Raw genomic sequence first — 22,862 nt, forward strand, 5'->3', positions numbered from 1 at the left:
AGCCATGCGACGACTTCTGGTAACGGGCGGTGCGCTCCTGACGATGGATCGTGCCACAGGCGATCTCGCGAGCGGTGATATTCTGATCGAGAATGAGCGTATCGCCGCCATTGGCGCCGAGCTCGCGGTTGACGATGCCGAACGGATCGACGCGCGCGGTGCCATTGTGATGCCGGGGCTCATCAGCGCGCATCTCCATACGTGGCAGACCCCACTGCGGGGCATAGGGGGCGACTGGGCGGGCTCCGATTACGATGACATCCTGCACGCGCGGCTGGCCCCGCTCTATACCCCGCAGGATCTCCACGACGCGACCCTGTTCGGCGCCCTGTCACAGCTTGATGCCGGCGCGACCACGATCTTCGACTGGTGCCACAACAATCCGACGCCCGAGCATACAGACGCCGCTGTCGATGCGCTTCTTGCCTCGGGCGTCCGCGCGGTTTTCGGGCACGGTTCCGCCAAACCCCCGCCCAAACCCGGGGAGCCGCATTTCTCAACGATACCCCACGACTGGGACGAGATGCGCAGGTTGAGACGCGGGTCCCTTTCATCGGATGACGCGCGCGTTACGCTCGCCGCGTGCATCCTCGGGCCCGACTATGCCACCATGGAGGTCTGTCGCCGCGACTTCGCCGAAGCGGCCACGCTCGATGTTCTGACGAGCGCGCATGTTTGGGGGCAGAGCGGTCGCCTTGTCGCGGACGGATACCGGCAGCTGGCGCGCGAAGGCTTGATTTCACCGCGCCACAATGTCGTTCACGGCAACTATCTTGCCGATGATGAGCTCGACATTCTGATCGACGCGGGCGCGAGTTTCACCTCGGCGCCCACGGTGGAGTTGCGCGCGCATGTGCGCGAACCGCTGTCGGTACGCATCAGGCGACGCGGGCTCCGGCCATCGATCGGCGTGGATTGCGAAGCGCTCGCCTGCGACCGGATGCTCGATGCCCTTCGGTTCACGCTGCAGGCTCATCGTCTGTTCAACAACCAGGCGCTTGTCCGTGCGATGACGACCGGCGGCGCCGCGGTCCCGGATGCCGCAGGCTCCGTTGTGCGGCAGGTCTCGCTGACCACGCGCGAAGTATTGGAATGGGGAACCATCGACAATGCCCGAGCGCTCGGCATCGACCATAAAGTCGGCTCCCTTACCGTCGGGAAACAGGCCGATATCCTGCTGGTCCGCGCCGACGGCGGCCACGTGGTGCCGGCGCGCGACCCCCCGCAGGTCCTGATCCAGCTCGCGCAAAACCGCGACATCGACACGGTCTTCATCGCGGGACGCATCGTGAAGCAGGGCGGCCGCGTTCTGCACTCCCACTACGAGCGCGCCACGGCGGCGGCCGACAATCTGGCGAGCCGCCTGTTCTCCTCCCTGCCGCCAGATCTGCGCCTGCGCTGTGCGCTGGGGCCGGAGCCATCCGTGACCGCCGCGCAGGTCGGCATGGTCGTGTAATCGGGCACGTCGGCAGGGTATCAGATCACGAAAAGGTCGGGGATACCAGCCGGGAGCTGGGGCTTCTTCCCTGAGACGGTTTGATATCTTGCGAGCTTAGTTCACACCTTCGTCCCTGCATTCATCGCGCACTGTCACCAGTCGTCTCGAATGGGACCTAGAGCATTTTCAAGCGAAGTGGAAACCGGTTCGCGTGAAGAAAATGCTCAAAAACAAAGACCTAGAGCATCCCTGGTGAGCCGGAGTTCACCAGAAATGCTCTAGCGTTCGCACCCGCACCATCAACTGATGTTTTCTGTGGGTGGATTGTGAGAATTTTTCCGAGCCGTCGGGGCTTCTTCGTCAATGTCTATCGACCCGAGCGTTCGCGCGTTCCCTCCTGTAGATAAAAATCATCGCCGTCACGATGATCATGGCGCCGATCAGCACATTGAAAGCAGGTGGGCGCATCCAGATCATCTGGTCGAGCGCGACGGCCCAGATGAGCGATGTATATTTGAACGGGGACACTGTCGATGCGTCCGCGAAGCGCAACGCATCGATCATACAATAGAGCGCGCCGAGATAAGCGACGGACATGGCGGCCAGCAACACCGCATCATTAACGGCGGGTATGACGAATTCACCTTTTGACCAGATAAGCCCAACCACCGCCGTCGCTGCCGCCGAGTGCAGCATGGTCGCTTGTGTGGCATCGGTTTGGGCGAGGCGACGGGTGACGATGTCGCGGAGCGCCGCGCAGGCGGCTGATGCCAATGGCAGCAAAGCATAGAGTGACAGGGTTCCCGATGTCGGATTGATCACCACCAGGACACCAATAAAGCCGATGAGCACCGCCATGAGACGCGGGCCATCAAGTTTTTCGCCGATGATCACCGGTGCCAGGAGAAGAACGAAAAGAGGATTGGCGAAGGATAGCACAATTGCGATCGACAACGGCAGGTACATGAGCCCGATCACGAAAGTGATGAGGCTGCCCACGTTAAAGAATGCTCGCAGCAATTGCCTTGGACGACTGTGCACCTTCAGTTTCGCGCCGCGACCGCGGATCGATATCACGAGTACAGCCGCAAGTGTGATCAGGGCCTGGGTGAGGACGATCTGGCCTGTCGGCAGACGTCCGAGCAGAAGCTTCGTCAAGGCATCGTTGATCGTCAAAAGCAGCGAACTTGCGAGCATCAGCGCGATGCCGACAGCGGGTCTCGTGATCATGGGGGTCCATCGTTGAGAACGACATGGCATCGTCCGCCAAGGTGCCGTGCACACGGCCGCGCGAATAGCGGTGCAAGTGGCCAAGCAAGTGGCCGAGGTTGAATAAACCTGGGAGGGGCCACCGTCCTGCGAATTATATTCACAAGGCGGTCCTTACAAATATCAATTGCTGCAACGCACCCTGCCCAGCAGACTAGCTTCGGTGCTCCTGGGGAAAGGGCTCGCCCTTCTCCGCCAGAGGACTGCTGCTGATGCGCGATACGGCACCGCGGACCGGCGTCGGACCATATGTTTCCCCCTTGCCTTTGGGGAAGCATATATCGGCATGCGGGCCGGCAACAACACTGCGGCGCAACAACACTGGGGCAAAGCCTCGACGAGGGGACATAAGATGGCCGAACTGCAGAGCTACGCCGAGGACTGCGGCGAAATTCTTGCCAAGAAGTACAAGCGCGGCGAAATTAGCCGCCGGAATCTGATGCTCGCTCTGGGCGCCCTCGGGCTGGCGCCGTCAGTTCTCGGCAGCACGGGTGCCGCGGCGGCGGTGCCGGATGTGGTGATGGCCAACTGGGGCGGTGATGCGCTCAAGGCCCTGGCAGCGACCTTCGGCGCCAACTACGAAAAGCAGACCGGCGGCAAGCTCGTCATGGATGGCTCCGGCCCCAGCAATGGCAAGATCCGCGCGATGGTCGAGGCCAAGGCCGTCACGTGGGATGTGTGCGACGCAGGCGCGGCCGCCATCGGCGAATTAGGTCCGCTCGGCATGCTCGAGCCCATCGACTACACCGTCGTCGACAAGTCGAAGTCCATTCCGGAATTCGTCTATGAATACGGCGTCTGCAACTACCTGTTCAGCTTTGTGACGGCCTGGGATACCACTAAGGTCACGACACCACCTTCCCCCGCCGATTTCTTCGACCTCAAGAAATTTCCGGGAAAGCGCATGGTCCGCAAGGATGCCCAGCCGATGGTCGAGCTGGCCTTGATGGCCGACGGCGTGCCGCCCGACCAGCTTTATCCCCTGGACGTCAAGCGCGCTTTCGACAAGATCGCTTCGATCAAGGAGCATCTTCTTTACTGGGAGAACGGCACGCAGAGCCAGGAGCTGCTGCGCAACGGCGAGGCCGTGATGGGCTGGCTGTGGAGCAGCCGCGCCAACATCCTCAAGAAGGAGACGCAGGGCCGTATCGACTGGAGCTTCAAGGGCGGCGTCCTGCTCTCGGGCCTGTGGGTCGTGCCGAAGGGCGCTCCCGCACTCGCGCAAACCATGAAGGCCATCGCGACGTTCCAGGATCCGGAGCCACAGGTCGGCCTGCTGGCGGCACTGGGCAATGGGCCGGCCAATCCCGCCGCCGATGCCATCACACCGCCGGAACTCAGGGCGATCAACCCCGGCGCGCCGCAGAACGTGGCCGTCCAGGCCAAGATGAGCTTCGACTGGTGGATGGCGAACTACGCAAAGACGCTGATCGCCTACCGCGACATGATCGCGTCGTGATAAATCGCGTCGTGATACCTGGCCTGCGACAGGCCGCGTCGCCATGATGCGCCGCGGAAGAATGGACGTCGCTGGCATTGCCTTCGACGTCCTTTCAGGAGGCGAGGGTCCCGCCACACTCGTCCTCCACGGGCTTCAGACATTTGATCCGGCAGCGCCCTTCCTTGAAGCGCTCGCCGGGAGCGGATTGGCCTTGATGGTGACTTCGCATCCGGGCTTCGCCGCGACGCCCCGGCCGCCCCATGTCGCGACGGTGGAGGATGTGGTCAATGCCTATCTTGACCTGCTCGATCAATGGCCGTCCGGGCCTGTCAATCTTGTCGGCCTGTCCTTCGGCGGATGGATCGCGGCGGAAATCGCCGTTCGCTATGGCCACCGCCTTGCGAAGCTCGTCCTCATCGATGCGCTCGGCATCCGGATCAACAGGCGCGAGACACCTGATATCCTGCACATCTTCAATGAGCCTCCCGAGATGGTCGCCCGCGCGACATGGGCCGATCCAGCGCAAGCGCCGGATTTCGCCGCCATGAGCGACGATGCCGTGGTCGCTTACGCCGCCAATCGCGAGGCATCCTGCCGTTACGGATGGCGCCCCTATATGCACAGCCCGCGTCTCCTCCATTGGCTGCATCGTATCAAGGTCCCGACGCTGGTGGCCTGGGGGGCGGCGGACGGTATCGTCACCCCGGCCTATGGCCAGGCTTACGCGGCGGCTATCCCCGGCGCCATGTTCCGGATGATCGAAGGCGCTGGCCACCACCCGGATGTCGAAAAGCCCGGTGAACTCGCCGCTGTCGTCTCAGACTTCCTAAAGAGGACAACAGGCCATGGGGCGACTCTTGGCGGGGAGTGCCGCTGAATGCAGGCCTGGTACATCTGCGAAGCGCCCTATCCTTTTGTCGACAAGGCCGTCATCGAGGCTCACGCGTCCGCCCGCGCCAACCTGCCGAGCCGTCTTTGCGATCCGCGACGGGCAGCCGATATCTTCCACGAGGTGCTGGACGAGTTCCTGCTGTGCGACGCGCTCGGCATCAACGTGATTTCCAATGAGCACCACAGCGGTATCAATTGCCTCCACAGCGCGAGCCCGCTCTTCCTCGGCATCCTCGCTCGGCAGATCCGCAATGTGCGCATCCTGAGCCTTGGCACCCTGATCACGGTTCGGGAGGATCCCGTGCGCGTCGCCGAAGAATACGCTACCGCCGATGTCCTCTCGCGCGGTCGTCTCGATATCGGCTTCGTCAAGTCCGGTGGGTCGGAAATGGCCTCAGGCAATGCCAATCCGGTCGGCATCAACGACCGGTTCTGGGAGGCGATCGACCTCATCGAAGCCGCGCTCAGTCATCGCGAGGGCCCCTTCAGCTGGGAGGGCGATCACTACCACCACCGGCATGTGAATGTATGGCCGCAGGCCTGGCAATTCCCCCATCCGCCGTTCTGGGCAGCGACCGGTGATCCCGAGACGGGCCGCGAGCTTGGCCGCCGCGGCTATGTCCACACCGTCTTCGCCAGCGGCGCCGAGCGCACCCTTCGCGCCTGGGATGCTTACCGCGCGGGCGCTCGCGAGGCGGGCCGGAGGGTGCTGGCCGATCGTTTCGCCTATATGGGGTTCACCTATGTCGGCGAGACCGACGCGGAGGCCTGGGAGACGGCGCGGCAGTTGCTGTGGTTCCTGGAGGTGGGAGATATCTCGGCGCCGCAGTATTCGTCCTTTCTCCCTGGCCAGAATCCGCCGGGAGCAGCGCCGAAGACCTATCGAGCCTTGCAGGCCGCACAGGAGATCGCCCACGCCGGCCGACCGCCGCAGGGGCGCAAACCCATAACGGTCGAGGAGGCTATTGACCGCGGCATCATGTTTGCCGGCAGCCCCGAAACCGTCAGACGACAGATCGCCGCCTTCCATGAAAAGGTCGGCGGTTTCGGGCGCCTCGTGATGATGGGCCGTTCCGGCCTGATGACCCATGCCGAGACAGAGCGGAGCATTCGTCTGTTCGCGCGCGAGGTGCTTCCCTATCTCGAGACTCTGTCGCCAGCGGGGGCGGCTTGCCAGGGCGCCCGGCAATGAACGCGGCCGCACCGCGCGCGCCCTTCCGCATCCTGTGCTTCGGCGATTCCAACACCTGGGGCGCGCGGCCCGACGGGGGTGGACGTCATGACGCCGCGACGCGATGGACGGGCGTGCTGTCCCATCGTCTCGGGCCGGCCTACACGGTGATTGAAGAGGGACTTCGCGGGCGCACCACACGGCTCGATGACGATATGGGTCCGGGGCGCAACGGCGCGGCGTATTTCGCGCCCTGCCTCATCACCCATCAACCGCTCGATCTGGTCATTCTCATGCTCGGCGTCAACGACCTGAAGGACAGGTTCGGCCAAACGGCGGCCGATGTCGCTGACGGCGTCGACCATCTGATTGCCCTCGTCGATGCGCTGCCGATCGAGGGGCCATCGGACAAGGTCCCTCAGGTTCTCATTGTCGCGCCACCCCGGCTTGGCACGCGAGGCGCTGCCTTCGCCGCCGTCTATGCTCACGCCGACACGAAATCGGCGGAACTCGCCCCCGCGCTCGCCGCCCTCGCGACCGCGCGCGGTCTGCCCTTCCTGGACGCGAGTGCGATCGTGACCGTCGCGGGTGGAGATGGCGTGCATTTCGGCGCAGCGGGACACGAGGCGCTCGGCGAGGCGTTGGCGCACGTGGTGGCCAGCCTCCCACTCAGATGACGACTGGGACTGAGCCATGGCCCTCATCGATTTCCACTGCCACGCCATTCCGCCCGCCTTCGTCGATACCTTGCGCCGGGGGAAGCTTGCTGAGGTGCTCGAACTCGGCCAGGACGACCGCCTGACCTTTCATGCACCGGCCGGGATAGCCATCGAGCCGGACATGCGGCTGCGGCCCAACGTTTATGACGGTGACCTCATCCTCGCCGCCCTCGATGACATGCGGCTTGACGGCGCGGCGATCAGCAGCCCGCCGGAATACTTCATGTACTGGGCTCGGCCACAGGACGGGCTGGAGATCGCTCGCCAGATCAACGACGGCTATGCCGCGTGGCGGGAGCGGCACCCCGCGCGATTGATGCCCTTGGCCACGGTGCCATTGCAGGCGCCCGATCTCGCCTGCCGCGAGCTGCGCCGGGCCGTCAGCGAACTCGCTCTCGCGGGCGTCGCGATCTGCACCCATGTTTGCGGGCGCGAACTGGACGACCCTTGCTTTGAGCCATTTTTCGCGACGGTCGCAGAGCTCGGCGTCCCGCTGTTCCTGCATCCGCAAAATGGCGGCGATGTCGCCCGGCTCGCGCATTACCATCTCTGGAATGTGGTCGGTTTCCCCTTTGAAACGACGGAAGCGGTCGCGCGGCTCATCCTGGCCGGAGTCTTCGCGCGCCATCCGACGCTCAAAGTGGTGCTGGCGCATGGTGGCGGCTTCCTGCCGTATCAGCTCGGACGGATCGAACATGCCTGGCTGCACCGAGCCTCCTTGCGGACGCGCTGCCCCTTGCCGCCGAGCGCCTATCTCAGGCAGATCTACTGCGATGGGCTCGTTCACAGCGCGATGGCGGCGCGGCTGCTCATCAATGTTCTCGGGGCCGATCACGTTGTGCCGGGCAGCGACTATCCCTTCGACATGGGATCGAAATCGCCCCTGGACCCGTTATTCGCCGCCGGATTGACGGCATCAACCCTGGCAGAGAATGCCTTCCGCCTTCTCCAGCGGTGTTGAGCGTGCCGAGCCAGCCGAATCGCTTTCCGCGATCCGGTCTCGCGGTAGCAAAAGCGCCTAAGCGGACGCTTTGTACTTCACCGGGGGTATCCGGAGACTGATATCATGTCGGGTCACTCATGCGCCAAGCGGCGTGAGAAGGCCAGACCGTATGAAAATTCAAGACTCTCCCGCCGGGCAGGCACCGTGCGGCAAAGGTCCGCCCTTGCCAATCGCGCCGGGGGAGAGCAATCTCTGCGCCGCAAGACGTTAAGCGGTTATATTGCCGGGGTATTGTCTCGTCGGGCAGCAGGACATGGGAAACTGACGAATCATGATCACAGACGGTGGGCATCCCGATACTGGAAAGATCGACCAAGCAGCCTCGCCTGCGTTTCGGTCGGGTTTTCTCAACCGCCGGTCGTTTCTGTTCGGCTCCGCCGTGGGCCTCGGTGCGCTGAGCCTGGGCGGTTGCGTGACAACCGACGGCAGCATGAGCCTCGCAGAGGCGGAGAAGGTCTACGGTCCGGTGCCGGAGGAGAAGTTCCCGATCCCGGCGGCCGATGTCAGGAAGGTCGATCCGAAATATTTCCGCCGGACTGTCCGTTACGAGACCAAGGAAGCGCCCGGCACAATCATCGTCGATCCCGGCAACTATTATGTCTACCGCATCGAAGAGGACGGCAACGCCACCCGTTATGGGGCCAATGTCGGCCGCGACGGATTCCGGTGGAGCGGTGATGCTTACGTCGGCCGCAAGGGCGAATGGGCCACCTGGACGCCCCCCAAGGAGATGATCAAGCGCCAGCCCGAGGCTGCCAAATACGCAGGCGGCATGCCGGGGGGCCTCGACAATCCGCTCGGCGCCCGGACGCTCTATCTCTATCAGAACGGCGCCTATACGCTCTACACGATCTACGCCAGCAGCGATCCCGAATCGATCGGCTCAGGCATCACAAGCGGCTGCGTCGGCTTGTTGAGCCAGGACATGATCCATCTCTACAACCGCACGCCGGTCAAGACGAAGGTGGTCGTCCTGCCTGCGTAAGGCATCGCCGCCGGTTCACGGTGGGGCGCAACACGTATTGCGCCCTCAAGCCTCGGTTCGCCTCGCCATTCCACCCGACAGCGTCATTGACAAGCGCAGCGAGCGCCCGCGTCGGCCTCTTGTGGCGTCAAATTCGGGGAAAGCATCCGCAGGAACACCGTCGATAGCGACGCATAAACCCCTCGCCGCTCGATGGTTGGCAGATAAGCCGCGATTCCAGCGAACGGCTGACCGACAGCGTCGGCTGAGCCTCAATCACGGCCGCTGCCATCCAGATGCGAGGTCCGCGATACTGGGAGCTGCCCTCATCCGGGCCGATCGCGCGCAGCGCATCGAGCGGGTCTTCGTCGGGGGCGCCCACATTGATTGGCGGTGTGACGCCGTGTTGGCTATTGGACGCCAGGAAGTATTGCAGGGCGTGTGGACGGAAGTGACCATCGGCGCCAGAACTCCGAGAGTCGGACTATGCCACCGTTGTCCATTCGCCTCTGCCGCCTCCGCGTCCTTTCCCTATTCGGGCGGGTTGAATTGTAATATCTATCGAATTCATCTGAAATATTTTGAAAATTGGGATATATAGCGTATTGATTGCCGATTGTTTTCGTAAAAATCGACTTTTTAAGAATACTAACCATATATTTCTTATAATAGGTTTTATCAATGCCATTCGCGCCGCCATTCAAAGAGAGCTTTCAGCCTGGAGATATCATCTTTGGTCTGGGCACATTTATGGCATATGACTTCGACAGATACAGCCATCTCGTTTCGCCAGACTTGATGCGCCAGTTAATAAATATAAACCGGTATCTAATCAATGGAGAGAAACTAAATAGCTTTACACCGAGTGATAATTCTGAATTTCTGGCGGAAATTTTGCGCCATCCTAAATATAGACAAGCAGCAGATCTAGAGTATCCGGACTTCGTACGATGGAGAAAGAAGTCGAAATTTGGATTGTATTGGCATACTCACAGTGAATCAAGCGCGACTGTGCATTTCTTCCTCGACCAATTGGACATCGCGGCTGTGATAAAAAAGAGCCATGAACATGATTATGTAACGCCATTGGGCGGGAAGCGCAGATCGATCACTGGCTCTGAGTTGCGGTGGATATACCGAAATCGGCATGACCCCCAAGTGCAGAAAAGCGTTCAGTTCTGGCGGAATGGATATCCCGAGTATCCTCCTTGGGATGCGAGCTTCTGGCAAAGCCCTAGAGACTTCTGCTCATGGAAGCGCTATTGGCCTCGTCGGCTCGAACAAAGATAGGCTGCGGATTCCCGGTTTTTTAGCATCCTGGGCCTTCCTGGAGAATTGCTGTCTCCTGCAAGTTGCGCGGCATGATCGTCAGCGGGGGGGCTCTACGTCTCCCCGACTTCTTCCGACGCTATTCATCCTCCGCCGCCGCGGAATTAACTCTCCGCGAAGTCGGTCGAGATGGAGACGCTCCGCCAGTTGGCCAAGATCGCTTGGTCCGAGGCATGCTTGGCCTCTATCGCGGCAACGGTATCGCTGCCAAGTGGCAGTCGCACAGGCGGGTTGTCCGTGTCGGTGAGGCCGACCAGCACCGTTGCCAACTTGTCGGGGTCGCCTGGCTGCGCGTGGTTGAGCTCCTTCGCCACACCGCGCACGTTGCCCGCTGTCGAGTGATAGTCGGCGATGACGTTTTTACTCGCCACCAGTGAAGTCGAGTCGAGAAAGTCGGTGCGGAAATAGCCCGGCTCGATCACTGTCACATGGATGCCGAGCGGCGCGAGTTCATGGTGGAGTGCCTCTGACAAGCCTTCCACGGCGAACTTGGTCGAGCAGTAGATGCCGAAGCCAGCTGCCGAGCGATAGCCACCTATCGACGAGATGTTAAGGATATGGCCCGAATGCTGCTTCCGCATTGTCGGCAGTACGGCGCGCGTCACGGCGAGCAGCCCGAACACATTGGTCCGATACAGCGCCTCGACCTCCGCGCCTGTTGCTTCCTCGATCGCGCCGAGCAGGCCGTAGCCGGCGTTGTTCAGCAGCACGTCGATCCGGCCGAAACGTTCCACCGTTGCGGCGACAGCCGCCTTCGCCTGTTCTTCGTCTGTCACGTCGAGCGCGGCGGCGAGAAGATTGGGGCGTTCGCCAAAACGTTCCGACACAGTCCTCGGGTTGCGCGCCGTAGCCACGACGTTGTCGCCTCTGTCGAGCGCCAGTTCAGCGATCCTAGCGCCAAAGCCGCGAGAGGCTCCAGTGATGAACCAGGTTTTCATGGTCGTGTCCCTTTACGTGCACGGTCGGACTCGCCGACAGGTTGATAATCGCATCAGGGGCGCGCGGCTGTCCGCATTTGCGCCCCTTGCCTTGGCGAGAGCTACTGGTTAAGCTTGACGCGGGTCCACAGATCGTTGAACGCGATGCTGTCGTAGAACGCCGTCGCCTTGACGATCTTGCCGTCTTGCATGTCGAGGAACCAAGCATAGGTGTTCACATAGGGCTTGCCATCTTTTGCCGTACCAGCCGCGTCGAAATGGATGATGACAGTGGTGCCATCAGAATAGATGTCACGAATTACCGGTTTCAGCCCGACGCTCATGCGCTCAACGAAGGGCCGAATAACTTGGCCGAGGAATGCCTCGCGGCTGGGATAAGTCTTCGATGCCAATGAGTTGCCTGTGATGGTCCATACGGCGTCTTCGGCAAGCAGGTCGTAGGGGCTACCGGTGCCGGCCGCCCAGGCGTCGAACGAACGCTGGACGATCGTCTTGTTCTCCTTGCCCGAGGATTTGTTCGCCTGCGCGACCGGAATGAAGGCAGCCGTGGCGAGACTTGCTGCGGCGATCGCGATGAGAGGGCTCAAGCTGGTCATATCCGTCACCTTTCTTTCGTTGCAACAACGCCTTACGGAGGGCGCTTTACCAGTATGGGAAGGGAGAGAGGGAGCGGCGGTCGAAGAACCACCGCTTCAAAGGACTTTCGTGCTCAGATCTGGTTGTCCCAAGCAGCGATCTGGTGCTGCTTCAGCATGTCCTCGATCACTTTCGGCACCACGTTGCGGAACTTCCCGGTGTCGGCCGGCACGACTTCGATCATGCGGTCGATCATCTCTTTCGGATCCATCTTGCCTTCCGGCGTGGCGAAGAAATCGTCAAAGCCCTTGCGCAGATCGGCGCGCTTGGTGAAGTTCTTCTTGTCATCCAGCCAGCGGAAGGGGTTGTCCGCCATGGTCTCGTTGTAACCAGTGTAGTAGGCGCCCGGATTGATGGTCTGGATCCTGATGCCGTAGGTGGCAAGCTCCTGCTGCAACGCTTCGGCGATCGATTCCAGCGCGTGCTTGGTCGAGACGTAGGTGCCCCAGTTGGCCGGCGTGAACAGGCCGCCCATGGACGAAGTGAAGACCACCTTCTTGCCGTTGCTGTTACCCTCGCGCACCCAGCGCTGGATCACGCCTTGGGTGAGGACGAGCGGCAGGAAGACATTGATCTCGAAGTTGCGGCGCACGAGATCGACCGGGATCTCCCAGACCGGACCGGCTTCACCCTGGCCGGCATTGTTCCAGAGGATGTCGAAATCCCAGGACTGCGCCTGCCTGATATCATAGGGATCGGTGAGGTCGAGGCGTTCGACGCGGAAATTCTTCAGGCCGAGTTGCTCCGCTTCCTCGCGCAGCGGCGTCACCTGTGGCGAAACCTGAACAGTGGCGATGATGTTGTGGCCGTTCTTGGCCATCCCGATGGCGGCGCCTTTGCCGAAGCCGGAACCTGCGCCTGTGATAAGAATGGTCTTGGACATGGTCGTTCCTTTCTTTGAGTTGGGACGTGGTCGGGAAGAGGATGGGTTCTCAGGGATTAGCGGGTGAGGTTCTCGAAAGCAGCGAGCGCGGCCTGTGCGACCTCGGCATCCTGAGACACCGCACCGCCGGAAACGCCGACCGCGCCGATGACGCTGCCTTCCGGGCAGCGCAACGGGATACCCCCGCCGAAGGGAGCGAGGCCACCGTTGGTCAGCTCCAAGGCGTGAGCCGGAGCGCCGGGCTTGCAGTATTCCCAGACTGCTTCGCTGTTCGCTTGGAACAGTACGGCGGTCTTCGCCTTGCTCATCGCTATGTCGATCGACGCGAGGACCGCGCCGTCCATCCGTCGGAAGGCCTTGAGGTGGGCGCCGGCGTCAAGCACGGCGATGATCACCGGCAGGCCGATCTCGCGAGCCCTGGCTTCCGCGCCGTCGATGACGGCCTGGGCCTGGTGAGAGGTGATTTGCATGACGTTCTCCTGTCTGCGTCGTCTTGACGAGGAGAAGATCGCTGGAAGGCCGGTGCTGCGCGAGTTCGGTGTTGTTAAGCGGCGTGAAGCTTTGTGAATGCGATAAGGTCGCGGAAGATAACAATCCCTTGCGAGATCGTGGCTACCGATCAGACTGCCTCTGGCGGACGGCCGAGCGCTTCCAGCAGCGCCTTCGCGGCGAGGAGGTCGGCGCTACAGAAGCCTTCGCTGAAGCGGGCATAGGTCGCTCCAAGCAGCTCGCCTGCCGCATCGCTCCGGCCATGGCTTCGCCACAGACGGGCGAGGCTGGTCGCGGCCCGCAGCCGCCAGGATAGTGCGCCCTGTGCCTCGGCAATCGCGATCGCATCCTCCAGTGAGCGTTCGGCTGCCTTCTCGTCGCCGGCCTGTGCCAGCAAGTCGCCGCGAACGCGCAGCAGCTCCGGCATGTTGTAGACCGCTGTATTCGCCGAAGGTGCCGTTAGTTCCCCTATGAGCGCGAGCGCCTGGTCGTAGTGGCGCCGCGCCGCGAGGCCTTCCGCCAGCGTGCAGCTTAGCCAAGCCGAATAGTTCTCGTAACGCGCGGCACGCAGTCTGTTTAGTGCCTCTCTGACGAGATTCACGCCTGCCTCTACCTCGCCGCGCCGGAACATCACCTCGCCCCTGAAACCGAGGCCCACCGATTGGTAGGGGGCGAGCGAGTGCTCGCCCGCATGTTGGATCAGATGATCCACGTAGTCCTCGACGGCTTCCCATTCTCCCATCAGGTGGAATACGCTGGCCGAGCCGATGAGCGCCACGCAGCCCGTAACCGGATCGAGATTTGCGATGTCACCGGCCTCGAGCGCAGCCTTCGCGGCCTGATCTGGAAAGCCCATCTGCCAGAGCGTCCTTGGGATAAGGATCGGTGCGTCGCGATCCGCGCCGAAGAACTTCGTTGTTACCCGGCGGTCGTCAGTCGGCTGCTGTATCGATTCCCAGAGCGCGTCGCGCGCCGGAGCCAAGTTGCCGTTCAGATGGTGCGAGACGCCGAGCATGGAATATGCGGCGGCGACGGCGACCGGATCGACGAAGTCGGTGGCGATCGCCGCGGCTTTCTCGGCCATCGACACGAGCGCGGCGAAATCCCCCCTCCGCCGATGGTACATATGCATGCCGCAGAGCAGACGGAACTGCCCCAAGCTGTCGTCAAGCGACTCGGCGATCTCCAGCGCTCGCGCTAGAGAAGCGTGGGCTTCCTCACTGTTGCCCTGAGAAAACATCAGAGCTTGGCCGAACGCTAACCGTAACGCCATTTCGCTCGATGTGCCGCGCAGGGAAGCGTCGAGCACCGACAGCGCGCGCTGAGTCCATAGTCGGCATTCGCCAAGCAGCGACAGGTCGAGGAAAAGTTGGGCCGAGCGGGCGGCGAGTTCGGTGCCGAGCCGAGTGTCGCCCAAATCGGAGAAGGCCCATTCCAGAGCTGCGCGCACGTTGCTCAGCCTTTCACGAGCCGGCCGTTCGGGTTGGCCAGGTGTATTCACAACAGAGCGGTCGAGAAGATCACAATAAAACGCTGCATGCCGTCGCGACGTATCGGCCAACTCGCCTGATTCGATGAGCTTCAGCCGCGCATAAGCGCGCGTCGTGTCAAGAATACGGTAACGGGTGCGGCCATCGCCTGAGTCGGCGACGACTAGAGATTTGGAAACCAGCTGCACCAGGGCCTGGACAACCTGCGCATCATCCACACCATTACCGGCGGCTACGACCTGCGTTTCCTCAAGCATGAACTGTCCGACGAAGACGGAGAGACGCCTCAGCACGGTTCGCTCGCGATTGTCCAGCAGCTCATAGCTCCAGTCGAGCGTCGCGCTGAGCGTCTGGTGCCGCGGCAGCGCCGTACGCCGTCCTTGCCAGAGCAAGTTCAATCGTCCACCCAGCTGCGCGGCAGTCTCGCGCAATCCTTGCAGCGTCACGCGCGCGGCCGTCAGTTCCACCGCAAGCGCGATGCCATCCACCTTGCGGCAGATGTCGGCGACGATTTCGGCGTCCGCATCGCTAAACTCGGCGCGATAGCCGGCGGCCACCGCTCGCTCAAGGAAAAGCCGGGCAGCAGGATAGTTGGCGATGGTCTCGGCGGAAATTACGGCGTCGTCGGGCGGAAACGCCAGCGATGCAAGCGGATAAACGTGCTCACCATCGGCGCGCAAAGCTTCACGACTTGTTGTAAGGACAGCTACACCCGGTGCCTCCTGGCAGATTAACTCTGCCAGCTCGGCCGCCGAATCCACGACATGCTCACAACAATCGAGTACAACCAGCATTCGCCGCTCGCGCAGATAGTTGACCACATTGCTCGTCGCGCTGCCCGATTGAAGCAGGTTGAGCACGCAGGCGAGCGACTCGACCACCGGTACGTCCGATTTGCGCATGCTCAAATCCATGAACTGCACGCCGTCGGGGAAAGTGCCGGCCAGCTGGCTCGCCACGGATAAGGCCACCGTCGTCTTGCCGATGCCCCCGGGGCCATGAATGGTAACAAAGCGCCGCGACTGCACGATGCTGGCGATCTCACTGACTTCGCTCTCGCGTCCTACCACCAGGTTCGACCGTCGCGGTAGATTTGCCAAAATGTCGGGTTGGCAAAGCGCCGTCGCGATCGCGTCCGGCTGATTGGTCCTGCGATCGACGGCGGCGACGAAGCAATAGCCGCGACCGGCGATGTTCGTCACATAGCGCGCGCCCTCCCGTCCGTCGCCCAATGCTTTGCGCAACCCGGCGACATGCACGCGCAAGCTGCTCTCCTCTACGGTTACACCGGACCAGACATGGTCAATGAGCTGTTGCTTGGTGACGACATTGCCGGCGTTCTCCACCAGCATGATCAGTATGTCGAGCGCGCGGCTGCCGAGTTGCACAGGCGCGCCCTGCTTCATCAGGCGGCGCTCCTGAACGAACAAGGCGAACGGACCGAATTCCGAAGCTTGTACGGAAGATGACATCAGGTCCCCTCAACCTTCGAAATTGCGCTAAAGCTGAGACGAAGCTTAAGTGTCCTCGTTAAACGGGCCAGTGCGCCCAGTGCTTTTTTTGTATGGCAGTGCTTTTGTCGAAAAACAGAACCGCAGACTTAGCTCACATTCTCGATAGACGAAGCATGCAAGAAAAGACGGGCCCCATTAACACAACAGCCTTCAGAATTTGCGGCTGCGCCGCCAGGCTCCGGGCGTGTCGCCCACGGCGCCACTAAACGCGCGGGTGAAATGGCTTTGGTCGGCGAAGCCACAGTAATGAGCTATTTCATCTATCGGCAACGCCGAATTCAGCAGCAAGCTTTTGGCACGCTCGATTCGCTGGGCAAAGAGCCAGCGCATGGGTGTCAGTCCTGTCGTCGCCTTAAAAGCGCGAGCGAAATGAGCTCGTGAAAGGCCGCAATTGCGCGCTAGTTCCTCAAGTCCAATCTTGCCGTCCATGTTTGCCAGCAGCATGTCCTTGGCGCGGCGTTCCTGCCACGCTGCAAGCGCTGACCTGCGCGGCGTCGGCCAGGCAGCGGCCTCCCCATGCCTGGCTGCCAAATGCGTGACCATCGCGAGGCTAACATGATCAATGAAAAGCCGGTTGATTGCTGGCCCCTGATGGAGGGCGGGTAGGAGGCATTCTCCGAGATGCCAGATCACGGGATCATCGATCGGATCTCCAAACGAGGCACGCAATGTAATCGGCCGCCGTGTTTCGTTCTCCTCGGCGATGAGGTCCAAGGAGGCGCGCGGCACGTAGAAGGCCAAGCAATCGACAGCGGCGCGCACGATCGACTGGTGTTCTTGATGGAGATCGAGCAGAAGGAATTGCCCGCGATCAAGAGGTTTCATATCGACAGGCTTTCCGTCGATCCAATAGGGATTGGCCGGGATTGCCCGCCTCTGAAGAAAAACGAGAAACGCGTCTTCCCTCCCGATCCGCGTGGCCGCCTCGCTGTCGCGTTCCTCCCAGGCGAGATGAGTTGTCATGAAATCAGCTGTCTGCAGCAATCGAGCTTCGATCGTCGGCGGGGACTTAACGCCGACCGAGTCTCCAAGTTTGTCGCCATAGGCGCCTGACATGACCTACCGCCAATAGTTGGATGGATGCCCTCGCCGCTAACAGAGGCACGGCATACCGCTCTTGTCCAGCGCTCCCCCGTCGGAACAACGACGGTGTCCGCACATAGCTCAGAGTGTAGCCGCACCTTCAGACGCAAGAAAGCTGCCCGTGGCCGTGTCACAGCCTGAAGCTGGCGAGAGCAACACCTTGCGTCTATGAGACTGGGCGCCCGGACGGGCTGCTGTTCCTGTGAGGTTGCCCATGCTCCCGCTTCACGGGCGCAGCTTTCGCCGGCCGGAGGTTGCCGCGATCCTTGGCGTGACCGATCCTGTCGTGGCGCATCTCGAGCGCATCGCTCTCGACCCCGGGGCTGACGGCAAGAGATGCCGCCTGCCTGGCGAGGCGGAGAAAGAAGCCGAGAGGCATGCCGAACGACGGCCCCAAAACGCTATTCTCTGAGCGAGATCGAGCCGGAAGCCACGCACGCTCTGTGACCTGTGTCATGTGACGCGGCTTCCCTGCGCTCGGAAGTGACGGAGTGCCGCGAGGCTTTTCCATATCTTACAAGGTGGAAAAACCCACGCCCCCTCCGTGCGGAGAGCCACGTCCCGAACGGAACGGGAACACGTGGGCCGGAAATCAGGTACGGTTGTGTACGAGGATGAGAACATCAGAGGCACAAAAGTGTCTAGGCAAAGTGTCTAGAAAACGGTTGAGAGCTGCGTCGCTCTACAGCCATTCTCTATAAGAAATTAATTCAATTGAATAAATTTGGTAGCGGAGGCTCGTCTTGAACATCCTCCCCGCTTATGGAACATCCGGAGAACGATCTTAGCCAAGTCCTTGTGACACTTCGCATTCGGCAAGGCCCCGAGAAATAGGTGGGCACAAAAAAGGCGCCGCGAGGGCGCCTTCTCTGTTTCAGGGGCTTGGTCGAATCAGGCGGCGTTCGCTGCCTTCACACCATCGGCCACCCACCGCCACTGACCGCACTCAAGGCCCCACCGCGCGATGATGTCCGCCCGAGCCCGCCGCTCGGTCAGGTCGTTCGGCAGGCGGTGTGTTGCCTCCTCCTGCACTGCTGCCAGCATGAAGCTCAGGCGCTCGACCTCGAACCCGAGAAGGTCCTCCACCGCCCCGCTCGACGTGGCGCAGTGAACCGCCAGCACGTCCTTGGCCGTGTTGATGGCGAGATAGAGGGCGGACAGCCGGGTCATCTCCACCCCGGACAGATCCACGTCCAGGATCGTCGCGTCCGGTGTCGTTTCGGTCAGGGAGAGGCCCGTCATGCGGCACCTCCCGTCTTGGCGATGGCGTTCTTGACGATCTCGCCTTCGATCGTCTTTTCGAGGGACTGCCACCAGCGATCTTCAACCGCGCTATCGAAGTCGCACCAAGCATCGATGATCACGCCATCGGGCACGCCTGGGAAAGCGGCTTCGGCCGCCTTCCACACGTCTTCACCTTTCTCGTGGGCCTGCTCCATCACTTGGATGATCTGAGCGCGGACCTGTTTCCGGATGTCGTTCAAAGCTGACCTCCCGTCCCGGGCAACCGCCGGATAGCCGTCTGGAGGCGGCGCTTGGCGTTGTACGTCTCGCGCTTCGCCCGCTCCACAGCGTCATACTGCTGTTCGGTGAAACCCTTCATCGCCTCCCATTCGGGCGTGTTGAAGTCGACGTGCGGGACGCTGTGCGCCTCCTTCCACACCCGATAGCCGTCATGGAGATCCTGGACCCGGCACTTCTGATCGAACTCGCAACGCTCGAGCTCAACGGCCCGGCGAGCGATCTCGATCATCAGCGGCAGATGCTGTGTCATGGTGAGAATGTCGGCCTTCATGCCGCACCTCCTTCAAAGCTGGTAGCCGGGGCACGGAACTGGATGACCTTCTGGTCGACCGGCAGCGAGGCCTTGGCGCGGCGCTCTGTCCGTCCGGCCACATAGGACCGGACCAGCTCAGCACCGAGGCTCGCGCCGAACAGAAATTCCTGCGCTTTCTCCCGAGGGAAGCGCCAGGGCTGGCTACGGTTGACATGGGCCGGTGTGCGCCAGCATCCGACCTTGGCCGTGAACTTCAGCATCTCACGGGTGATGAACTGCGTCGTACCGCGGAACCGGCCTTTGACCTGGACCAGATCGAGCATGTCCGCCGCCGTCACCGTCGATGTCATGTCCACGGTCGGATGCATATCCTCGCGGCGCTGGGCATCCTGCACGGCCTTGGCGATGATCGGGGCGATCTCGTCGCGAAGCACCACGCCCGTGCACTGCTTGATCATGTTCCCGATGACGCGCTTGACCTCCTTGTCGAGCATCGTGACCGCCACTTCCGAACGCACAGGCGCGACCGCCTGATTGAAGTAGCTGTCCTCCAACTTCTCGAACACCTCCCACGCCATGTCCGTGTCGAGCAGCTTCGCGTGCCGGGCGGCACCACGTTCTGTCCACAAGATGAGGCTGGGGGCGTTCTTTCCAACTAACCCACTCACAGTGGGTGAGTTCTTGAATTTCTTTAATTTTGAATGGGTTAGCTTGATATAGTGCGTGCCCTCAATGAACCGCTCTTCATTCCGGTCATGGTTCATCTGGATATTATGGCCGACCGTGCCGTACACCTTGGCGAGCAGCTCGGTGGTGATAACGCGCCTGCCTTCGTACGCGACGACGGGGAGGTCTTCGACCGCACCTTCATGCACCGCTGGCAAGCCGGGCGGCAAAGTCACCACTTCCCCATCATGGGGATTATGCGTATAAACATCATCAACCATTAGAGGCTCCTTCACAGCCTTGGTGGTTACGGGGGCCGCCTGCAAGAGGCGGTTTCGTTTCAGCGACGACGGAGCGGCTTTCCACGGCATGTGCTCCGTCGTCGTTCTTCATGCGATCCAGCTTCTCCCTGATAGCTCGGACGATCTCGCTGTTCTGCGAGGATCCATTTCGCTTGGCTTCACGCATCATGAAGCGCTTAAGGTCGGTGGGGAGGCGAAGCATCAGTCTCGGCCAATTTGCTTGGCTCATCGGATCTCCTAGTGACACCAAAATGGTGGGTTAACCATACACTCCACCATTATGGTGTCAAGCTTCACATGACACCATTTCGGTGGTATCCACAGCCATGGCCAAGCAAGATGACTACATCCGGATCACCCTCAGGCTTCCGCAGGACGTGCATCGGCGGCTCATCGAAGCCGCGGGTCCGCGATCGCTAAACGCGGAGATCGTCACACGTCTCCAGAACACGCTGGATCTAGATGAAGGCCTCTCCTCTGATCCCTCGCCCGGCTACGAACATATGGAAGAGCCCCCTCCATATCCCCCTATCCCTCAATCGCTGTTGGACGAGTATTCCTTGCGCGCCGACCACGAAAGGCTGGATCGCCTCAAAGAGGCAATTGAGTGGATTATCTCGCTTGCCGAACAGCAAATCGGGCGTACCCACAGTAAGGTCAAGAAACCGAAGCCCCGAAGCGGGGAATAACCGCTTCGGGACGGTCGGCCGCTCATCCTCGGAAAATCTGAGGTTGCATTCCCGGAAATACTTGGATTGCCGGGGGCCAGCACAAACCGGGAATTCTCCGGTTTGACCTCAATATGGGATTCTCCCACATTGCCAGCCCCCCACATGACCCGGTCTAAAGTACGTTTTGCGTACTTTAGAAGCTCGACGGAATGCGTCGGGGTTTGCCCCACGGTGGCAAGAACTCTGATTTCGTTGGCGATTTCGGCTTAACCTGTCCAACAGGCAGGTTTTGAGAAGGCGTCACGACGGTCGTGATACCTTGAGGAGAGGTGCCCTCAAATCTGAGGAGACCACCGCGACATCGAACGATCTTCGTTCGATGACATCCGACGAAATTCGTCGGAGGTGGCGACAATTCGTCGAGGCCCTAAAACGTCAAAAGCCGCCCGGTCCCGAAGGACAGGGCGGCGCGACATTCCGACGTAGCTATGTTATAAAGAGGCGTCTGCAGTTTGGACCTTCAGCCCGCTCCGCGCGTCGGTGCGGGTTTTTTCTTTGACCGGATCACGGCTTCCAGGCGCTTCAGGATCGCCGAGGCCTTCCCCGGCACCGGCCTGTCATCCACAAGGTTTCCTGTCTCCATCGCATCGAGGATGATCGCGCAACAGGCTATGGCGTGCCCGAGGTGGTGCGCGCCGCTGTCGTCGGCGGTGTCCTCGCCGTCCAGGTAGTCGAGCAGATGTCTCTGTGCTGCGGCAATGTAGACGCGTGTCCTGACCTTCTTCTCACGCCAGTTGTACGGGTCATATTTGTCGGCGCCGTCCATCATGGCATGCGCGCCATGGATCAAGCCGGCAGCCGGGAACAGCGACAGGTCGACCCTGCACGAGCCGGCCCGGTCCTTCGGGTTGGTGTCGTCGGTCATGCCGCCGCAGGCTCCTTCCACGAAACCCACTCCGCGGTGACGGGGCTGTGGTCTTCCACCTTCACATCCCAACGGCTCGTGATCCCGCGGTCCGGGTGAACGAACCAAAGTGGCTGTGACGGCTCGCTTGGAGATGCGCGAAGCGCGTTCTTGGCAAACTCATCGAAGCCCTTGAGGGTGTTCGCGACGATGGCGCGCGGTAGCCAAAGTTGCTGGTGCCAATGGCCGATCAAGAGGATATCGTAGTCGTTGCCGATGGAGGTGGCTTGGCCGCGTGTCTTGACCTCACCGCGCATGATAGGGCCGATCGCCCCGATGATCCCGTCCCCTCCCTTCACGCCTAGCATGTCACCATGCATGGCAAGGTAGCGCTGGCCATAGACCCGATAGTGAACCTCGTTTGAAGCGCGGATGTCGATTGTCACACGCGGATCGTTGGCAAAGTGGCGCTTCAGAAGCTGGTATATCAGCCAGTCGAAGTTCTTGTAGACGTAGCGCTTGAACTCAGGCTTCGGCGTGCCTCGCCCATGATTCCCGGCTGCGCATGGGACGTAAACCCTCCCGAAGATTGTCGCCATGCGCTCAAGGCCGGTTATCAGGAGGTCCCGGCACCGCAGCGCGGCGGGGATAACCTCCTCTTCATCGGTCTTGGCAAGCTCGGGATGAAGACCGCCGGAGACGAAATCGCCAAGCAGGTTCACCACAATGCCGGGGTAGTTTTTCGGCCCGTGGTTGGCGCAGATATCTACGGTGGCATCGAAGAGCCGGCGGACACGCCGTTCGGCAATGTCGATGTTGTACTCATTGACGCCGCCGACTTCCTCCGGCCTCACCACTTCTGGAATGTGCCAATCCGACCAAATGGTCACGGGCACCTCCGGTTTCTTGTTGGGGGTTGCGGCCGGAATTCGGACGAGCCAGTCCGGCGGGGCTTCGGGAGCGGCCCCCATGGCTCCCAACGCGGCAAGGATGACCTCGTCTGCTAGATGGCCACGCTGTGCCTCGCGGAGCTTGGCCCGGAGGTCATTCACCTCGTCCTGAAGACGGACGATCTTGCGATCAGCCGCGACGAGTTCAGCTGCGGAGGCCGGCGCTTCATGCGGGGCAGATCCCGTCAGACCGCGCTGTTCGGCACGGGCAAGGCGAAGTTGAAAGGTGGAGCGGGCGATGCCCAGCGCTCTGGATGCCGCGTTCTGGCTGCCGTAGGTCTTTAAGGCTTCGGCCGCCTCGATCGCGAGATCGTCAGACAGGGTCGATGTCATT

At 61.4% G+C, this 22,862-nt stretch carries 23 protein-coding genes; 10 read left to right on the plus strand and 13 right to left on the minus strand.

Annotated features, from left to right (window positions below; genetic code table 11):
* Window positions 1-4: 4 nt before the first annotated feature.
* Window positions 5-1,456, plus strand: a complete 1,452-nt coding sequence (locus KIO74_RS19375; RefSeq protein ID WP_213333394.1) for an amidohydrolase family protein — start codon at window positions 5-7, stop codon at window positions 1,454-1,456.
* Window positions 1,457-1,798: 342 nt separating this feature from the next.
* Here KIO74_RS19375 and KIO74_RS19380 read toward each other — a convergent pair whose 3' ends face one another.
* Window positions 1,799-2,668, minus strand: coding sequence for a DMT family transporter (locus KIO74_RS19380; RefSeq protein ID WP_213333396.1), 870 nt, complete (start codon window positions 2,666-2,668; stop codon window positions 1,799-1,801).
* 391 nt (window positions 2,669-3,059) lie between these two features.
* Between KIO74_RS19380 and KIO74_RS19385 the strand changes: the two genes are divergently transcribed.
* The 6 genes from KIO74_RS19385 to KIO74_RS19410 all read left to right on the plus strand — a co-directional run bounded on the left by KIO74_RS19385 (window position 3,060) and on the right by KIO74_RS19410 (window position 8,917).
* Window positions 3,060-4,166 carry an ABC transporter substrate-binding protein gene (locus KIO74_RS19385; protein WP_213333403.1) on the plus strand — a complete coding sequence of 369 codons (1,107 nt, stop codon included), beginning with the start codon at window positions 3,060-3,062 and terminating at the stop codon, window positions 4,164-4,166.
* Window positions 4,167-4,227: 61 nt separating this feature from the next.
* Window positions 4,228-5,025, plus strand: coding sequence for an alpha/beta fold hydrolase (locus KIO74_RS19390; protein WP_213333405.1), 798 nt, complete (start codon window positions 4,228-4,230; stop codon window positions 5,023-5,025).
* Window positions 5,026-6,231: an LLM class flavin-dependent oxidoreductase gene (locus KIO74_RS19395; protein WP_213333411.1), complete on the plus strand. Its 1,206-nt coding sequence runs from the start codon at window positions 5,026-5,028 to the stop codon at window positions 6,229-6,231.
* Window positions 6,228-6,887 carry an SGNH/GDSL hydrolase family protein gene (locus KIO74_RS19400; RefSeq protein WP_213333413.1) on the plus strand — a complete coding sequence of 220 codons (660 nt, stop codon included), beginning with the start codon at window positions 6,228-6,230 and terminating at the stop codon, window positions 6,885-6,887. Before KIO74_RS19395 ends, KIO74_RS19400 begins: the two co-directional genes overlap by 4 nt.
* Window positions 6,888-6,903: 16 nt before the next feature.
* Entirely contained in the window at window positions 6,904-7,890 is a 987-nt protein-coding gene (locus KIO74_RS19405; protein WP_213333415.1) for an amidohydrolase family protein, read from the plus strand.
* A gap of 313 nt (window positions 7,891-8,203) precedes the next feature.
* The gene (locus tag KIO74_RS19410) at window positions 8,204-8,917 is read left to right on the plus strand and encodes a L,D-transpeptidase (protein WP_213333416.1); all 714 of its coding nucleotides are present in this window, start codon (window positions 8,204-8,206) and stop codon (window positions 8,915-8,917) included.
* Between the two features lie 1,412 nt (window positions 8,918-10,329).
* On the opposite strand, the gene KIO74_RS19415 is transcribed toward KIO74_RS19410, so the two are convergent.
* The 6 genes from KIO74_RS19415 to KIO74_RS19440 form a co-directional block, all read right to left on the minus strand.
* The gene (locus KIO74_RS19415) at window positions 10,330-11,163 is read right to left on the minus strand and encodes an oxidoreductase (protein WP_213333422.1); all 834 of its coding nucleotides are present in this window, start codon (window positions 11,161-11,163) and stop codon (window positions 10,330-10,332) included.
* Window positions 11,164-11,264: 101 nt separating this feature from the next.
* On the minus strand, window positions 11,265-11,759 hold the full coding sequence (locus KIO74_RS19420) for a nuclear transport factor 2 family protein (RefSeq protein ID WP_213333424.1): 495 nt from the start codon (window positions 11,757-11,759) through the stop codon (window positions 11,265-11,267).
* A 113-nt stretch (window positions 11,760-11,872) separates the two neighbouring features.
* Window positions 11,873-12,682 (minus strand): SDR family oxidoreductase, encoded by an 810-nt coding sequence (locus tag KIO74_RS19425; RefSeq protein ID WP_213333426.1) that lies wholly within the window; start codon window positions 12,680-12,682, stop codon window positions 11,873-11,875.
* A gap of 56 nt (window positions 12,683-12,738) precedes the next feature.
* Window positions 12,739-13,152 (minus strand): GlcG/HbpS family heme-binding protein, encoded by a 414-nt coding sequence (locus KIO74_RS19430; RefSeq protein ID WP_213333427.1) that lies wholly within the window; start codon window positions 13,150-13,152, stop codon window positions 12,739-12,741.
* Between the two features lie 149 nt (window positions 13,153-13,301).
* Entirely contained in the window at window positions 13,302-16,067 is a 2,766-nt protein-coding gene (locus KIO74_RS19435) for an ATP-binding protein (RefSeq protein WP_213333428.1), read from the minus strand.
* Between the two features lie 258 nt (window positions 16,068-16,325).
* Window positions 16,326-16,916, minus strand: coding sequence for a helix-turn-helix domain-containing protein (locus KIO74_RS19440; RefSeq protein WP_249731073.1), 591 nt, complete (start codon window positions 16,914-16,916; stop codon window positions 16,326-16,328).
* A gap of 39 nt (window positions 16,917-16,955) precedes the next feature.
* On the opposite strand from KIO74_RS19440, the gene KIO74_RS31920 reads away from it, so the two are divergent.
* Complete coding sequence (locus KIO74_RS31920) at window positions 16,956-17,228, plus strand: hypothetical protein (RefSeq protein ID WP_249731074.1); 273 nt, start codon at window positions 16,956-16,958, stop codon at window positions 17,226-17,228.
* A gap of 244 nt (window positions 17,229-17,472) precedes the next feature.
* Window positions 17,473-17,670 (plus strand): hypothetical protein, encoded by a 198-nt coding sequence (locus KIO74_RS19445; protein ID WP_213333430.1) that lies wholly within the window; start codon window positions 17,473-17,475, stop codon window positions 17,668-17,670.
* A 479-nt stretch (window positions 17,671-18,149) separates the two neighbouring features.
* On the opposite strand, the gene KIO74_RS19450 is transcribed toward KIO74_RS19445, so the two are convergent.
* From KIO74_RS19450 to KIO74_RS19465, 4 genes are read right to left on the minus strand one after another with little or no spacing between them, the layout of a single operon-like run.
* Window positions 18,150-18,500 carry a hypothetical protein gene (locus KIO74_RS19450; RefSeq protein WP_213333431.1) on the minus strand — a complete coding sequence of 117 codons (351 nt, stop codon included), beginning with the start codon at window positions 18,498-18,500 and terminating at the stop codon, window positions 18,150-18,152.
* Window positions 18,497-18,742: a hypothetical protein gene (locus tag KIO74_RS19455; protein WP_213333433.1), complete on the minus strand. Its 246-nt coding sequence runs from the start codon at window positions 18,740-18,742 to the stop codon at window positions 18,497-18,499. Before KIO74_RS19455 ends, KIO74_RS19450 begins: the two co-directional genes overlap by 4 nt.
* Complete coding sequence (locus tag KIO74_RS19460) at window positions 18,739-19,053, minus strand: hypothetical protein (RefSeq protein WP_213333435.1); 315 nt, start codon at window positions 19,051-19,053, stop codon at window positions 18,739-18,741. Before KIO74_RS19460 ends, KIO74_RS19455 begins: the two co-directional genes overlap by 4 nt.
* Window positions 19,050-19,982, minus strand: coding sequence for an ORF6N domain-containing protein (locus KIO74_RS19465; RefSeq protein ID WP_213333436.1), 933 nt, complete (start codon window positions 19,980-19,982; stop codon window positions 19,050-19,052). The genes KIO74_RS19460 and KIO74_RS19465 overlap by 4 nt, the downstream gene beginning before the upstream one ends.
* A gap of 347 nt (window positions 19,983-20,329) precedes the next feature.
* On the opposite strand from KIO74_RS19465, the gene KIO74_RS19470 reads away from it, so the two are divergent.
* Entirely contained in the window at window positions 20,330-20,692 is a 363-nt protein-coding gene (locus tag KIO74_RS19470; RefSeq protein WP_213333438.1) for a hypothetical protein, read from the plus strand.
* Between the two features lie 502 nt (window positions 20,693-21,194).
* Here KIO74_RS19470 and KIO74_RS19475 read toward each other — a convergent pair.
* Both KIO74_RS19475 and KIO74_RS19480 read right to left on the minus strand, forming a co-directional pair.
* Window positions 21,195-21,599, minus strand: a complete 405-nt coding sequence (locus tag KIO74_RS19475; RefSeq protein WP_213333440.1) for a dATP/dGTP diphosphohydrolase domain-containing protein — start codon at window positions 21,597-21,599, stop codon at window positions 21,195-21,197.
* Entirely contained in the window at window positions 21,596-22,861 is a 1,266-nt protein-coding gene (locus KIO74_RS19480) for a hypothetical protein (protein ID WP_213333441.1), read from the minus strand. The genes KIO74_RS19475 and KIO74_RS19480 overlap by 4 nt, the downstream gene beginning before the upstream one ends.
* Between the last annotated feature and the right edge of the window lies 1 nt (window position 22,862).

It is taken from the genome of Chelatococcus sp. HY11 (assembly GCF_018398335.1).
Classification (GTDB): domain Bacteria; phylum Pseudomonadota; class Alphaproteobacteria; order Rhizobiales; family Beijerinckiaceae; genus Chelatococcus.

Coding starts and splice junctions, on each gene's coding strand:
- KIO74_RS19475 (WP_213333440.1), bottom strand. CDS start 21,599: ATGACCGACGACACCAACCCGAAGGACCGGGCCGGCTCGTGCAGGGTC.
- KIO74_RS19395 (WP_213333411.1), top strand. CDS start 5,026: ATGCAGGCCTGGTACATCTGCGAAGCGCCCTATCCTTTTGTCGACAAG.
- KIO74_RS19375 (WP_213333394.1), top strand. CDS start 5: ATGCGACGACTTCTGGTAACGGGCGGTGCGCTCCTGACGATGGATCGT.
- KIO74_RS19400 (WP_213333413.1), top strand. CDS start 6,228: ATGAACGCGGCCGCACCGCGCGCGCCCTTCCGCATCCTGTGCTTCGGC.
- KIO74_RS19410 (WP_213333416.1), top strand. CDS start 8,204: ATGATCACAGACGGTGGGCATCCCGATACTGGAAAGATCGACCAAGCA.
- KIO74_RS19405 (WP_213333415.1), top strand. CDS start 6,904: ATGGCCCTCATCGATTTCCACTGCCACGCCATTCCGCCCGCCTTCGTC.
- KIO74_RS19480 (WP_213333441.1), bottom strand. CDS start 22,861: ATGACATCGACCCTGTCTGACGATCTCGCGATCGAGGCGGCCGAAGCC.
- KIO74_RS19380 (WP_213333396.1), bottom strand. CDS start 2,668: ATGATCACGAGACCCGCTGTCGGCATCGCGCTGATGCTCGCAAGTTCG.
- KIO74_RS19430 (WP_213333427.1), bottom strand. CDS start 13,152: ATGCAAATCACCTCTCACCAGGCCCAGGCCGTCATCGACGGCGCGGAA.
- KIO74_RS19435 (WP_213333428.1), bottom strand. CDS start 16,067: ATGAAGCAGGGCGCGCCTGTGCAACTCGGCAGCCGCGCGCTCGACATA.
- KIO74_RS19420 (WP_213333424.1), bottom strand. CDS start 11,759: ATGACCAGCTTGAGCCCTCTCATCGCGATCGCCGCAGCAAGTCTCGCC.
- KIO74_RS19445 (WP_213333430.1), top strand. CDS start 17,473: ATGCTCCCGCTTCACGGGCGCAGCTTTCGCCGGCCGGAGGTTGCCGCG.
- KIO74_RS19460 (WP_213333435.1), bottom strand. CDS start 19,053: ATGAAGGCCGACATTCTCACCATGACACAGCATCTGCCGCTGATGATC.
- KIO74_RS19450 (WP_213333431.1), bottom strand. CDS start 18,500: ATGACGGGCCTCTCCCTGACCGAAACGACACCGGACGCGACGATCCTG.
- KIO74_RS19390 (WP_213333405.1), top strand. CDS start 4,228: ATGGACGTCGCTGGCATTGCCTTCGACGTCCTTTCAGGAGGCGAGGGT.
- KIO74_RS19415 (WP_213333422.1), bottom strand. CDS start 11,163: ATGAAAACCTGGTTCATCACTGGAGCCTCTCGCGGCTTTGGCGCTAGG.
- KIO74_RS31920 (WP_249731074.1), top strand. CDS start 16,956: ATGGAGATCGAGCAGAAGGAATTGCCCGCGATCAAGAGGTTTCATATC.
- KIO74_RS19425 (WP_213333426.1), bottom strand. CDS start 12,682: ATGTCCAAGACCATTCTTATCACAGGCGCAGGTTCCGGCTTCGGCAAA.
- KIO74_RS19470 (WP_213333438.1), top strand. CDS start 20,330: ATGGCCAAGCAAGATGACTACATCCGGATCACCCTCAGGCTTCCGCAG.
- KIO74_RS19465 (WP_213333436.1), bottom strand. CDS start 19,982: ATGGTTGATGATGTTTATACGCATAATCCCCATGATGGGGAAGTGGTG.
- KIO74_RS19385 (WP_213333403.1), top strand. CDS start 3,060: ATGGCCGAACTGCAGAGCTACGCCGAGGACTGCGGCGAAATTCTTGCC.